16 protein-coding genes are annotated in these 13118 nt (G+C 28.2%); all 16 read left to right on the top strand.

Annotation, left to right across the window (positions count from 1 at the left end):
• Positions 1-86: 86 nt before the first annotated feature.
• The 16 genes from HCG76_RS02580 to HCG76_RS02655 all read left to right on the top strand — a co-directional run bounded on the left by HCG76_RS02580 (position 87) and on the right by HCG76_RS02655 (position 13032).
• Positions 87-1253, top strand: coding sequence for a cation:proton antiporter (locus tag HCG76_RS02580; RefSeq protein ID WP_221699035.1), 1167 nt, complete (start codon positions 87-89; stop codon positions 1251-1253).
• A 115-nt stretch (positions 1254-1368) separates the two neighbouring features.
• Positions 1369-1554, top strand: coding sequence for a DUF1858 domain-containing protein (locus HCG76_RS02585; RefSeq protein ID WP_195986403.1), 186 nt, complete (start codon positions 1369-1371; stop codon positions 1552-1554).
• A 137-nt stretch (positions 1555-1691) separates the two neighbouring features.
• Positions 1692-3365: a hydroxylamine reductase gene (gene hcp, locus HCG76_RS02590; RefSeq protein WP_221698940.1), complete on the top strand. Its 1674-nt coding sequence runs from the start codon at positions 1692-1694 to the stop codon at positions 3363-3365.
• A gap of 74 nt (positions 3366-3439) precedes the next feature.
• Complete coding sequence (locus tag HCG76_RS02595; protein WP_221698939.1) at positions 3440-3631, top strand: ferredoxin; 192 nt, start codon at positions 3440-3442, stop codon at positions 3629-3631.
• Positions 3632-3655: 24 nt separating this feature from the next.
• Positions 3656-3979, top strand: coding sequence for a cupin domain-containing protein (locus tag HCG76_RS02600; protein WP_221698938.1), 324 nt, complete (start codon positions 3656-3658; stop codon positions 3977-3979).
• Between the two features lie 94 nt (positions 3980-4073).
• A complete protein-coding gene (locus HCG76_RS02605) occupies positions 4074-4778 on the top strand; it encodes a Crp/Fnr family transcriptional regulator (protein ID WP_221698937.1) in 705 nt (234 codons plus the stop codon).
• 93 nt (positions 4779-4871) lie between these two features.
• Entirely contained in the window at positions 4872-5312 is a 441-nt protein-coding gene (nifU, locus tag HCG76_RS02610) for a Fe-S cluster assembly scaffold protein NifU (protein WP_221698936.1), read from the top strand.
• 384 nt (positions 5313-5696) lie between these two features.
• A complete protein-coding gene (locus HCG76_RS02615) occupies positions 5697-6113 on the top strand; it encodes a flavodoxin (RefSeq protein WP_221698935.1) in 417 nt (138 codons plus the stop codon).
• 21 nt (positions 6114-6134) lie between these two features.
• Positions 6135-7592 carry an NADP-dependent glyceraldehyde-3-phosphate dehydrogenase gene (locus tag HCG76_RS02620; RefSeq protein WP_221698934.1) on the top strand — a complete coding sequence of 486 codons (1458 nt, stop codon included), beginning with the start codon at positions 6135-6137 and terminating at the stop codon, positions 7590-7592.
• A 45-nt stretch (positions 7593-7637) separates the two neighbouring features.
• Positions 7638-8390, top strand: coding sequence for an FAD-binding oxidoreductase (locus HCG76_RS02625; RefSeq protein WP_221698933.1), 753 nt, complete (start codon positions 7638-7640; stop codon positions 8388-8390).
• Positions 8391-8562: 172 nt separating this feature from the next.
• The gene (locus HCG76_RS02630; RefSeq protein WP_221698932.1) at positions 8563-9201 is read left to right on the top strand and encodes a hypothetical protein; all 639 of its coding nucleotides are present in this window, start codon (positions 8563-8565) and stop codon (positions 9199-9201) included.
• 14 nt (positions 9202-9215) lie between these two features.
• Positions 9216-9761 (top strand): hemerythrin domain-containing protein, encoded by a 546-nt coding sequence (locus tag HCG76_RS02635; RefSeq protein ID WP_221698931.1) that lies wholly within the window; start codon positions 9216-9218, stop codon positions 9759-9761.
• A 200-nt stretch (positions 9762-9961) separates the two neighbouring features.
• Positions 9962-10147: a DUF1858 domain-containing protein gene (locus HCG76_RS02640; protein WP_221698930.1), complete on the top strand. Its 186-nt coding sequence runs from the start codon at positions 9962-9964 to the stop codon at positions 10145-10147.
• A 222-nt stretch (positions 10148-10369) separates the two neighbouring features.
• Positions 10370-11305 (top strand): thioredoxin-disulfide reductase, encoded by a 936-nt coding sequence (gene trxB, locus HCG76_RS02645; RefSeq protein WP_221698929.1) that lies wholly within the window; start codon positions 10370-10372, stop codon positions 11303-11305.
• A gap of 2 nt (positions 11306-11307) precedes the next feature.
• Entirely contained in the window at positions 11308-11538 is a 231-nt protein-coding gene (locus HCG76_RS02650) for a glutaredoxin family protein (protein ID WP_221698928.1), read from the top strand.
• Positions 11539-11832: 294 nt separating this feature from the next.
• Positions 11833-13032 carry an IS110 family transposase gene (locus HCG76_RS02655; RefSeq protein WP_221698927.1) on the top strand — a complete coding sequence of 400 codons (1200 nt, stop codon included), beginning with the start codon at positions 11833-11835 and terminating at the stop codon, positions 13030-13032.
• Positions 13033-13118: the final 86 nt, after the last annotated feature.

The following is a 13118-nucleotide window of genomic DNA, read 5'->3' on the forward strand; positions in this document are numbered from 1 at the left end:
TAAATCTTTTAATTAATAAATATATATATAAATATGCATATAACATAATAGATTCAAATAAATATATATACTCAAAGGGGGACTATATTATGTCATATAAATATTTATTAGATATTGCATTAATATTATTAAGTACAAAACTTTTAGGATTAATAACAAGAAAGTTTAATTTGCCACAGGTAGTAGGAGCATTGATTGCTGGAGTAATATTAGGACCGTCAGTTTTAAATATATTACAAGAAACAGATTTTATAAGCATGATGGCAGAACTAGGTGTTATAGTAATTATGTTCACAGCTGGATTGGAAAGTGATATAACTCAGTTGAAAAATACAGGGAAAGATTCATTGATAATAGCTACATTTGGAGTTTTAATACCATTAGTAGGGGGAACTGTTGTTGCATATATATTTAATGATGGTAGTTTAACAACAGTAAGTAGTATATTACAAAATGTATTTATTGGAGCTATTTTAACGGCTACATCAGTTAGTATTACAGTTGAAGCATTAAGAGAACTTGGAAAATTATCAGAAAAGACAGCAACGGCTATATTAGGATCAGCTATTATAGATGACATATTAGGGATACTAGTATTAACTATAATAACTAGCATAGCAGATAAATCTGTAAATGTGGGAATTGTATTTTTAAAGATATTTAGTTTTTTTATATTTGCACTTATAATAGGATATTTAGTTTATGTTATTTTTGATAAATGGATAAGTAAATATGATATTGATAAAAGAAGATTTGTTATTGCAGCTTTTGTAGTATGCTTACTATTATCATTTTCAGCAGAGGAATTTTTCGGCGTGGCAGATATAACAGGTGCATTTATTGCAGGATTAGTTTTATCTAGAAATAGAGAAACAACATATATAGCTAAAAGGTTTGATATAATCTCATATATGTTATTATCACCTATATTCTTTGCAAGTATAGGAATAAATATGAAATTGCCTAAAATGAGTTTTTCAATTGTAGTTATGACTATTATCTTGGTTATAGTTGCTATGATAACTAAGGTTTTAGGTTGTGGATTAGGAGCAAAGCTATGTGGATATTCTAAAAATGAAATTAGGCAAATTGGAATAGGAATGATGGCAAGGGGAGAGGTAGCGCTTGTCATAGCAAACAAGGGAATAAAACTAGGAATTATGAATAGTTATTTTTTACCTTCAATTATTATAATGATTATAGTGTGTGCAATTACTACTCCTATAGCACTTAAGAAGGCTTATACATGCTAATGTTATTAAAGAGATATTTTTTTATGATATGTTGTATCAAATGTTACGTAAAAAGATAAATATCTAGTATATAATAAAAATATAAAATCTTAGTGATAAATAAAGGAGAAAATATATGATAAATAAGGATAATACTATTGGTGAAATATTAGAAATGAATCCAAAGGCTGCAGATATTTTAAGTGAATTTGGGATGGGATGCCTAGGATGCCCTTCAGCAACTATGGAGACATTAGAACAAGCTTGTTATATTCATGGTTTAGAATTAGAAGAAGTAATGAATAAATTAAATGAAAAATAAATAGAATAAGCAAATAGCACTATGTTTACTAAAGGCAAAACATAGTGCTATTTATTTTATATTTAATTATTTAATTATATTTTTTGAATTTTAGTGGAAATATATTAAAGTGTTAAAAATTATTAGGAGGAATAATGATGGAAAATAATATGGCCATGGAATATCCTATGTTTTGTTATCAATGTGAACAAACAGCAGGAGGTAAAGGATGTACTAAGATGGGGGTATGTGGGAAGACTCCAGAAATAGCAGCACTTCAAGATTTACTTATATATCAAATAAAAGGTATAAGCTGTTATGCAAAGGAAATAGTTGAAAAAGGTGAAAATGTAGATAAGGGAATAGTAAGTTTTGTTGAAAATTCATTATTTACAACTCTAACAAATGTAAATTTTGATGCAGACGCACATATTGAAATGTTAAAGGAATCTCAAAGAATAAAAGAAAAATTAAGAAAGCAAGTAGGAAAAATTAAAAATGATACGGATCATGCAACTTATAATTTAAGTGAAACTAAGTCAGAAATGCTAGAAGATGCAAAGAAAGCAGGAATAATGTATGATCAAAACCTTGATCCTGATATACGTTCATTAAGACAAACAATAGTTTATGGATTAAAAGGAATATCTGCTTATGGACATCAAGCAAGAGAACTTGGATATTATGATGATCAAGTTGATAACTTTTATATAAGAGCATTAGAGGCTACAACTGATGATACTTTATCAGTAGAAGAGTTAATAAGATGGACTATGAGGACTGGTGATATGAGTGTTGCTGTAATGAAAAAATTAGATGAGGCAAATACTACAGTCTATGACAATCCATCACCTCATAAAGTAAATGTACATATTAAAAAAGGTCCACTTATAGTTGTATCAGGACATGATTTAAAAGATTTAGAAATGTTGCTAGAACAAACAGAAGGTAAGGGAATCAATATATATACTCATGGGGAAATGATACCAAGTCATGGATATCCAGGACTTAAAAAATATCCTCATCTAGTAGGGAATTTTGGTGGTGCTTGGCAAGATCAACAAAAGGAATTTGATAACATACCAGGTTGCGTTTTAATGACTACTAATTGTCTTATGAGACCAAGAGAAACATATAAAGATAGAATATTCACAACTAGTGTAGTTGGTTGGGATGGAGTAAAGCATATAGGAAAAGGTAAAGATGGTAAAAAAGATTTTAGTGAAATTATAAATAAAGCTTTAGAACTTGGTGGATATGAGGAAGATCAAGAACCACATGAAATATTAGTAGGATTTGGGCATCATGCAACGTTAAGTAATGCAGAAACTATAGTTAATGCAGTTAAGGATGGAAAGATAAGACACTTCTTTTTAATTGGTGGTTGTGATGGAGCAAGGCCAGGAAGAAATTATTATACTGAATTTGCAAAAATGGTTCCTGATGATTGTATAATTCTTACTTTAGCTTGTGGTAAATATAGATTTAATAAACTGGAGTTTGGGGAAGTAGCAGGATTACCAAGGCTTTTAGATGTTGGTCAATGCAATGATGCTTATTCAGCAGTAAGAATTGCAACAGCTCTTGCAGATATATTTGGAACTGATGTTAATGGATTGCCATTATCATTAATTATATCTTGGTATGAGCAAAAAGCGGTAGCAGATCTTTTAGCATTATTATCACTTGGAATAAAGGGGATTTTCTTAGGACCAACACTTCCAGCATTTTTAAGTCCCAATGTACTTCAATATTTAGTTGATACTTTTGATTTAAGACCTATAAGTACACCAGAAGATGATTTAAAAACTTGTTTGCAACAAGAGGTATAAAAGAAAATATAATTAGAAATAATAAGTAATCTAATATTATTTTAATTTTATAGGAAAAGGAGTAAAGATATATTATGCAAGCAAATGTAGATAAGGAATTATGTATAGGTTGTGAATTATGTACTTCTATTTGTCCAGAAGTATTTAGCATGGACGATGATGGAAAATCAGTTGCAATAACTGATGATATACCAAGTGATTCAGAGAATAGTGCTATTGATGCAAGAGATAGTTGTCCAGTATCTGCTATAAATATAGAAGAATAGTTATATTATTTTAAGGAGAAAAAAATGAATTTAAATAATAATGATGTTAAAAAAGTTGCTAATATTGATAAGATTAATGAAGGCAAAGAAATTATAGCTATGAATAAGAAATTTAAAACTATTTGCTTTGTTTTTGATGTAGGTAAGGGATTGCCTAACCATACTCATAATGGATATGCAAGTATTTTAATTTATGATGGAAGTGTGTCAATGGAATTTATAAATGGTGAAAAATATGAGTTAAATAAGGGTGATTTCATGCCATTTGATGCAAGAGTAGAGCATAATGTAATTGCAAAAGTTAAAAGTAAAGTATTAGTAACTATATCAGAAAGTTTGACAGAATAATATTAAATATAATAAATGAGCAAATAAAAATACTTAAATGATATTAATTTATTATTTAAGTATTTTTTATTTAAAGAATGGAGAAAAACTTTATATGAGAAATTGTTGTGATAATTGTAGAAAAGATGTTTGTACTAAAAAAGTACCTATTTTTGCGGTATTAAATTCTTGTGAGTTAATAGATGTTCTTGAAAAAATAGTGCATAAAGAATTTGAAAAGAATGAAATCATATTTTCAGAGGGGGGAAAGGCTGAAACTTTGTACTTTGTAAATGAAGGGAAAATAAAGCTATATAAATATACAAAGGATGGAAAAGAACAGATATTACATATTTTATCGGAAGGTGATTTTTTTGGTGAATTAAATTTATTAAGAGAATCAGAATATGGATTTAATGCAAAAGCTATTGAAAATTGCAAAATATGCACTTTAGGTAAGGATAAATTTAAAGATATATTATTAAATAAGCCAGAGATATCTATAAAGATATTAGAGGTAATGGGGGAGCGTTTAGCGAAAATGGAAAATCTTGCTCAAAGCCTTGCAACAAATGATGTAGATGCTAGGATTGCATATCTATTATTAGATTTATCCAAAAGGTATGGTGAAGAGGATTTAAAACATAATATAAGTATAAACTTACCAATAAACAGAGAGAATATGGCAAGCTATATTGGTGTTACAAGGGAGACCATAAGTAGAAAACTTAAAAGGTTTGAGGAAGAAGGGTTAATCAAAGTAGTTGGAACTAAAAAAATAGTAATACTAAATAAAGAGGGGTTAAATAAGTATGTTTAATAAATTATAAAAATTTGATTTGAATCACATTGTTTTTTCCTAAGTATATCTATAATTAACTCATATAAATAATTATAAAAGGAGATAAAAACTATGATATATACAGAAAAAGTAATGGATCATTTTAAAAATCCAAGAAATGTAGGAGAAATAGCTGAGGCCAATGGTATTGGAGAAGTAGGAAATGCAAAGTGTGGAGATATAATGAGGGTTTATTTGAAAGTTGAAGATAATATAATAAAGGATGTTAGTTTCATGACATTTGGATGTGGATCTGCTATAGCATCATCTTCAATGGCAACAGAATTAATAAAGGGGAAAACCTTAGAAGAGGCCTGGAAGTTAACTAATAAAGCAGTAGCAGAAGCATTGGATGGACTTCCACCAGTAAAGATGCATTGTTCAGTGTTAGCAGAAGAAGCTATTCATAAGGCAATTAATGATTATAGAAAAAATGCTGGATTAAGTTTAGATGATTGGGAATTTGAAGAAATTGACCATGATAAATTACATGATATTGTAGATGTTAATTAAGTAAAATATAAATAATAAAGAGTATAACATTTAGATAAAGAAAATACTAAGTAAACTTCAACGAGCTCCGTTTTGAGGTGCAAGACTAAAAAATAGAATAAAAATATCATATTAAATAATATTAAAAACCAGTAAGTGAAATTACTGGTTTTCTATTTTACTGGTATTTTATTATTTTGTACTCTAAAACGGAACTCGTTGAGCAAATTCTTAGTGTTTATATTTTATAAAAAGTATTAGATAACATAAACTATAAAATAAAATTTTAAGATTTGATTTGAATCACATTTTATTTTTAATAATGAGTATATGATTAGTTCATAAGATAAATTTAAAAATTTCGGCTAAAGTTACTGCCGGCGAATAATTTTAGGAGATGATTTAATGAGAATAATATATTGGAGTCAAACAGGAAATACAGAAAAGATAGCAGAGTTAATTAAAAAAGGAATTGAATTAGAAGGAAAGAGTGCTAAATTAGTGAAAGTTTCAGATATAACAGTTGAATATATTAAGAATGAAGAAATTATTATTATAGGTTGTCCAGCATGCGGGGTTGAGACATTAGATGAAACTGAAATGGAACCATTTATAAATTCTTTACAAGGAGAAATTGATGGAAAGAAAGTAGCGTTATTTGGTTCATATGGATGGGGAACTGGTGAATGGATGGAAGCATGGCAAGAAAGAATGCAGTCATATGGTGGTGTATTAATTAGTGATGGATTAATAGTAAATGAGGAAGAAATAGATAACAATAGTGAAATTATAGAGTTTGGAAAACTTATTGCTAAACAATAGGGAATATAGGAGGATAAACAAATGATAAATAAGATAAGAAATGAAAAAAAGGAGTTTAAAAAATTATTAAATGGACAATGGATAGAAAATAAGGATGTAAATTATATAGAAATTAAGTCCCCCATAAATAATACTTTTTTAGGAAAAGTTCCAGCTATGAGTAAGGATGAAGTGGAAGGAGCTATAAAGAATAGCAAAGAAGTTCAGAAGATTTGGAAGCTTACACCTTTAAATAAAAGAATAGAAATTTTATATAAAGCAGCTGAAATTTTAGAAAAGCAAGCAGATAACTTATCAGAACTGCTTATGATGGAAGTTGCAAAGGATAAGAAAAGTGCAAGATCAGAAGTTATCAGAACTGTAGATTTTATAAAATTTACTGCAGATATAGCTAAAAGTATAAATGGGGAAAGTCTTCAAGGAGATAATTTTCCAGGTGGAAAGAAAAATAAAATTGGTTTAGTTAATAGGGAGCCATTAGGAGTTGTACTAGCTATATCGCCATTTAATTATCCAGTCAATCTAGCAGCATCGAAAATAGCACCAGCAATAGTTACTGGTAATACAGTTATATTTAAACCAGCAACTCAAGGAAGTTTAAGTGGATTATATTTAGCAAAAATATTTGATGAAGCTGGAGTACCAGCTGGTGTAATTAACACAGTAACAGGTAAGGGAAGTGAAATAGGAGATTATATTGTTACACATCCAGATATAAATTTTATAAACTTTACTGGAAGTTCAGAAGTTGGGGCTAGAATTTCACAAATGTCAAAGATGATTCCTTTATTAATGGAACTTGGTGGAAAGGATGCAGCAATAGTATTAAAAGATGCAGATTTAGATTTAGCTGCAAAAAATATAGTATCTGGAGCTTATTCATATTCAGGACAAAGATGTACAGCTATAAAAAGAGTATTAGTAGTTAATGAAGTAGCAGACAAATTAGTTGAAAAAATTAAGATGGAAATTAAAAACTTAAAGGTAGGGAATCCATTAGAATTAGATGCTGATGTTGTTCCATTAATTGATACTAAGAGCGCAGATTTTGTTGAGGGATTAATTAATGATGCTATTAATTTAGGTGGTAATTTAGTCGTAGGTGGTAATAGGGAAGGAAACTTAATCTATCCAACACTTATTGATAATGTAACTAAAGAAATGAGAATAGCTTGGGAAGAACCATTTGGTCCTGTATTACCTATAATTAGAGTTAATAATGTAGAAGAAGCAATAGAAATTGCCAATAGGTCAGAGTATGGTCTGCAATCATCTGTATTTACAGAAAATATTAATGATGCCTTTTATGTAGCTGATAAATTAGAAGTAGGAACAGTTCAAGTAAATAATAAAACAGAAAGGGGACCAGATCATTTCCCATTCTTAGGGGTTAAGAGTTCTGGAGTAGGTGTACAAGGTATAAAATATTCAATTGAGGCTATGACTAGACTTAAAGCAACAATAATTAATGTTAAATAAGTAAAATAACAATTTATTTAAGCAAATGAAAAGGAGAGATGGAGTATGACTAATAATATTTGGAAGGGATTCAAAGATTTTATAGTGTATGATAAAGTTCAAGAAGATGAAGTAGTAACATCATTTTATTTGAAAGCAGCAGATGGAACAAGTTTACCTAAGGCTATACCAGGACAATTTATATCTGTGAGAATTCAAAAAGGTGATAATGAATATAGTAGGGCGAGACAATATACTTTATCAATGGATTCAAAAGAAGAATTTTATAGAATAAGTGTTAAGATTGAAGAAAATGGAGATTTAAGTAAGCAATTATGCAGAAATATTAAAGTTGGAGATAAAATCCAAGCAACAATACCTATGGGAAAATTCGTTTTAAAGGATGGAAATGAACCAGTAGTTTTAATTGGTGGAGGAATAGGAATAACTCCAATGATAGCAATGGCTTATGCAGCTAAGGGTACTAATAGACAAGTTAAGTTAGTATATAGTACTGCAAACTCAAAGTATCATAGTTTTAAAGAAGAGTTAAATAAATTAAAAAATGAAAATAATATTGAATTAATACAAATTTATACAAGACCATTAGAAGAAAATAAAATAAATATAGATTTTGATGTTGAAGGTAGAATAAATAAAGAATGGATAGCAAATAATTTACCTATGAATGGAGAATTTTATTTCTGTGGTCCAATAGAATTTATGAGAAATATTTATAAGAGTTTAGAGGAATTAGGAGTTGAAAAATCAAAAATAAACTTTGAGTTATTTGCAGCAGGTGAAGATATAACTAAATAAGGGAAATAAATTAATGATAAAATTAATTTTATTAGATATATAAATAATGTGCATTTTATATGTGCATTATTTATATTTGTAACGGATGTTACTTAAAAGAATTTAAAGTTAATGTATATTAATAATATAGTTTAAAATAAAAAGTATTATTTAAGTTGAGAGGAGAAGAAAAATGAGTTTATTTTTAGGAAAAATACATTATTGGTTATTTAATAAAGTATTATGGTTTCAAGGATTAGAAGATGAAATAATAGAATTTGCAAAGACTAAAGGATTAGATATAGATAATTTAAAAAGTAAAATAAATTTAAAATATGGTGAAAAGCTTCCAAATAAAAATTTAGAAGATATGATTGATACAAGTAATATTCATGGATGGTTACAAAGTAAGATTCATAGTGCAGAAGGTAGAATGGCAGCATGGACAAGAGAAATATTAAGTAATGACCAAGATTTTATTTTAGATATGAAAAAAATATATAATAAGCAAGGAATTAATGCTGCTAAGGAAGCAAAGGTTAAGTTTAGTATTATAACTGCAGAAGATATATTTAATAGTATGAATGACTATATATTAGATGGAATGCCATGTGATAGAGTTAATGAAGTCGTGAGCTCGAATAATGAAGTTGTAGAGTGGAAAAAAAGAGTATGTGTTCATAAAGAAATTTGGGAAAATGAAGGTATATCAGTTGATGTATTTTATGATTTAAGAAGTGAATGGATAAAAGCTTTTGTTAGCGAAATGAATAGTGATTATGAGTATGTTAAATTAGATGAAAATTTACAATCAATTAGAAAAAAGGTATAAAAGGAGTAAAGTATATGAAAGCTATAGAAATAATGAATGAAGAACATAAGTATATTCTGAGAATGTTAAGTGTTGTTAGAAAGTGTTGTTTTAAAATATTGCAAGGTGAAGAGAATATATATGAAGATTTTGATAAGATAATAGATTTTATTAGAAATTATGCAGATAATCATCATCATAAAAAAGAAGAAAAAATACTTTTTGTTAAAATGGTAGAACATTTAGGAGAAGCTGCAGAGAAAGCTGTTAATCAAGGAATGCTTGTGGAGCATGATTTAGGAAGATTACATGTTAGGGAATTAATAGCTGCTTTAGAAAGAGTAAAGTCTGGAGAAGAAGAAGCAAAGTTAGATGTTATAGCAAATGCAATTTCATATACACATTTATTAACAAGACATATAGATAAGGAAGATAGAGTTATTTATAAATTTGCAGAAAGAAACTTAAAAAATGAAGTGATGAAGTTTATAGATATAGAATGTGAAAATTATGAAATTAATAATGAGGAAATAAGGAATAAATATATATCAATTTTAGAAGAGTTAGAAACTAAGTACTAAAAGTATTAATTTAATTAATAAAGGGAGTAAATAGTATGCAAGTCTTTAATGTAAATGATATAGAAGAAAAAAGACAAATATTAATTACCCTTTGATGAAAGAGTAGAACATAATGTTATAGCAGAGGAAGAAAGCAAAGTTTTAGTAACAATTATAAAAGCACCATTAATAAATAATATTAAAAATTGGAGGTAAAAATTATGATAACAAAAGATATGACTGTAGGTGAAATTGTAAATACAAATCCAAAAGCAGCAGAGGTACTGATGTCATTTGGAATGGGATGTTTAGGTTGCCCATCAGCAACTATGGAATCTTTAGAGCAAGCTTGTATAGTACATGGTTTAGAATTAGAGAAAGTTTTAGAAAAATTAAATAATATGTAGTTAAATAATTTAAAATATATATAAGAAAAATAAAATTACTCTGATAGTTTTTTATTAGAGTAATTTTATTTTTTTAATAAGTATATATTTTAAATTTTAAATATATATTATAAGTTTGGGAACTATAAAGATATAAGAAAGATAGATGTTCAATAAAAAGAGTCATATTAAATAATTAAAAATGTGAGTTGAAAATTTTATTTATATATCTGGAGGTAGATAATGAGAAAGGAAATTAAATATTTAGATCTTCTTATTATTGGAGGTGGGCCAGCAGGATTAACTTCAGCTATATATGGAGCAAGAGCTAAATTAGATTTATTGTTAATCGAAGATTCTTTAGTTGGAGGTCAAATAAGATTAACAGATACAGTTGAAAACTATCCAGGATTTAAATCAATAACAGGCAATGAATTATCAGATAAAATGCAGAATCAAGCAATTGACTTAGGAGCAGTTATTGATGAGTTTGATAATATTATATCTGTTAAATTAACTAATGAAGAAAAAATAATTGAGACGGGAAGTTATATATATAAACCGAAGTCATTAATTATTGCTACAGGGTCATCTCCTAAAAAGTTACCTGTACCAGAAGAAAGGAATTTTGAGGCAAGGGGAATTCATTATTGTGCAGTTTGTGATGGAGCTTTATACGAAGGAAAGAAAATTGCTGTAATTGGTGGTGGAAATACAGCGTTAGAAGAGGCGTTATATTTAAGCAAATTTGGAAAAGTAACTATGATTCGAAGACATGATTATTTTAATGGGGAAAAGTATGTACTAGATAAAGTTTTAAAAAATAATAATATACAAATACTATGGAATGAAGATATAAAACATGTAAAAGGTAAAGAAAGAGTAGAATCTGTAGTAATAGAAAATACTAAAACTAAAGAAATTAATGAAATAGCAATGGATTGTGTGTTTGTTTCAATAGGAACTATACCTAAAACTGATTTATTTAAGGAATATATAAAATTATCAAACACAGGAAATATTATTACAGATGAAAATATGCAAACTAATATTAAAGGTGTATATGCGGCTGGAGATGTTAGAGAAAAAGCTTTTAGACAAATAGCTACAGCTATTAGTGATGGGGCAATAGCCGCATTAATGGCTGAAAAGTATATTAATGAACAGAAAGGAAGATAAAAATGATAAAAGTATATTCAACAGAGTCATGCCCATGGTGTGTAAAGGCAAAACAATATTTAAAAAGTAAAAATATAGAGTATATAGAGGTTAATGTTGGAGAAGACATGGAAGGAAGAGAGGAAATGATTAAATTATCAGGGCAAATGGGGGTACCTGTTATAAATATTGATGGAAAGATAATTGTTGGATTTGATAAAATGGCTATTGATGAAGCAATTAATACAAAATAGGTATAAAAATGAAATTCTGCTAATTAGGGGGGAGAGTAGATAGATTTGTACAATATAAGCATAGATGAAAATCACTTTAGTGATAGACATCTATGCTTATTTTTTTTATGATAGGTTTGATTGGTCAACGAAGATAGATTTGGGATAAAACGCCCGTTACACAAAGTGTTGACCAACACATCCTATTCAATATTCGATTAAGCAAGTTGGGAGAAACACCCGTGTAAATAACAAATATGAATCAATAGGATGATGTTGGAACCAATTGTAAATAACATATGGAGATGATTAATAATGATAGGAGTTGGAATTGATATTTCTAAAAATAAAAGTACAGTATCTGCAATAGATGATACTGGAGAAATTATTATGAAACCACAAGAATTTAAACATAGTCAGAATGAACTTAATAAGCTTATTCAGTGGATTAAGGATCAAGAAGATACAGTGCTCGTAGTTATGGAATCTACAGGTCATTATCATTATCCAGTATTGAAGAAGTTATATGAAGAAGGGATATATGTTAGTGTAGTTAACGCTTATCTAATGAAAAAATATGGAGATATAGAGATTAGAAAAGCTAAAACAGATAGAAAAGATGCTATTAGAATAGCTAAATACGCTATTGAAAAAAGATTTAGTCTTAAGAAATATGAAGGTGAAGATGAAAAATATAATGATTTAAAGTTTTTATCGAGACAATATAATCAAATAGTTTCAATACGAGTAAAGGCAAAGATACAATTTAACAATCTTCTTGATGAAATTATGCCTGGAATTAATAAAATTTTAACTAGAACAACAGGAAATTCAAGCAAGATATTATATGATTTTGTTGAAAAGTATGAACACTTTGATAATATCAAACGTAAGGGTGAACAAAAGTTTATAAAAGAGTATTCAGCTTGGTCAAAAAAGAAAGGATACCGTAATGGAGCAATTAAAGCACTAAAAATATATGAATTGGCCCAAAACAGTATCACAACCAGATCTGCTAATAATTCTACATATATTGCTCTTAGAAATTGTATTAAAATTTTAAGAGAAACTGAAGAATCTAGCAATTCTATTTTAACACAGATGCAAACAATTGCGTACACATTACCGGAATATAAAATTGTTAGGGAATTAAAAGGTGTTGGTGATAAGCTTGCACCAAGACTAATTGCTGAGATTGGAGATGTTAGAAAATTTACAAGTGCTAAAGCCTTGAATGCTTATGCCGGAAATGATGCACCTCCACATCAATCAGGTCAATTTGAAGGAACTAAAAGACATATATCAAAACGTGGTTCTTCTAGCTTAAGAAAAGTCGGATACGAAATAATGATGGCTTTAAAAGTTACAAAACCAACTGAAGATAATGCTGTTTATGAATTTATGATAAAAAAAGAATCCGAGGGAAAAGCAAAAAACGTGGCTAAAATGGCTGCTCTTAATAAGTTCTTAAGAATTTATTATACACGCGTTATGAATTTATATAAAACATTGTAATAGCTAGTCCACTTAATAAAGCTACTTCATAGTAGCTTTATTAAGGTTACACTTTTTTAGGTATATTAAATTAAAAATAATAGTTG

It is taken from the genome of Clostridium sp. K13 (assembly GCF_019734195.1).
In the GTDB taxonomy this organism is placed as follows: Bacteria; Bacillota; Clostridia; order Clostridiales; family Clostridiaceae; genus Clostridium.

What these genes read in the sequence shown, in the direction of transcription:
- HCG76_RS02585 (WP_195986403.1), top strand. Translation starts at nt 1,369, where the DNA reads ATGATAAATAAGGATAATACTATTGGTGAAATATTAGAAATGAATCCA.
- hcp (WP_221698940.1), top strand. Translation starts at nt 1,692, where the DNA reads ATGGAAAATAATATGGCCATGGAATATCCTATGTTTTGTTATCAATGT.
- HCG76_RS02595 (WP_221698939.1), top strand. Translation starts at nt 3,440, where the DNA reads ATGCAAGCAAATGTAGATAAGGAATTATGTATAGGTTGTGAATTATGT.
- HCG76_RS02600 (WP_221698938.1), top strand. Translation starts at nt 3,656, where the DNA reads ATGAATTTAAATAATAATGATGTTAAAAAAGTTGCTAATATTGATAAG.
- HCG76_RS02605 (WP_221698937.1), top strand. Translation starts at nt 4,074, where the DNA reads ATGAGAAATTGTTGTGATAATTGTAGAAAAGATGTTTGTACTAAAAAA.
- nifU (WP_221698936.1), top strand. Translation starts at nt 4,872, where the DNA reads ATGATATATACAGAAAAAGTAATGGATCATTTTAAAAATCCAAGAAAT.
- HCG76_RS02615 (WP_221698935.1), top strand. Translation starts at nt 5,697, where the DNA reads ATGAGAATAATATATTGGAGTCAAACAGGAAATACAGAAAAGATAGCA.
- HCG76_RS02620 (WP_221698934.1), top strand. Translation starts at nt 6,135, where the DNA reads ATGATAAATAAGATAAGAAATGAAAAAAAGGAGTTTAAAAAATTATTA.
- HCG76_RS02625 (WP_221698933.1), top strand. Translation starts at nt 7,638, where the DNA reads ATGACTAATAATATTTGGAAGGGATTCAAAGATTTTATAGTGTATGAT.
- HCG76_RS02630 (WP_221698932.1), top strand. Translation starts at nt 8,563, where the DNA reads ATGAGTTTATTTTTAGGAAAAATACATTATTGGTTATTTAATAAAGTA.
- HCG76_RS02635 (WP_221698931.1), top strand. Translation starts at nt 9,216, where the DNA reads ATGAAAGCTATAGAAATAATGAATGAAGAACATAAGTATATTCTGAGA.
- HCG76_RS02640 (WP_221698930.1), top strand. Translation starts at nt 9,962, where the DNA reads ATGATAACAAAAGATATGACTGTAGGTGAAATTGTAAATACAAATCCA.
- trxB (WP_221698929.1), top strand. Translation starts at nt 10,370, where the DNA reads ATGAGAAAGGAAATTAAATATTTAGATCTTCTTATTATTGGAGGTGGG.
- HCG76_RS02650 (WP_221698928.1), top strand. Translation starts at nt 11,308, where the DNA reads ATGATAAAAGTATATTCAACAGAGTCATGCCCATGGTGTGTAAAGGCA.
- HCG76_RS02655 (WP_221698927.1), top strand. Translation starts at nt 11,833, where the DNA reads ATGATAGGAGTTGGAATTGATATTTCTAAAAATAAAAGTACAGTATCT.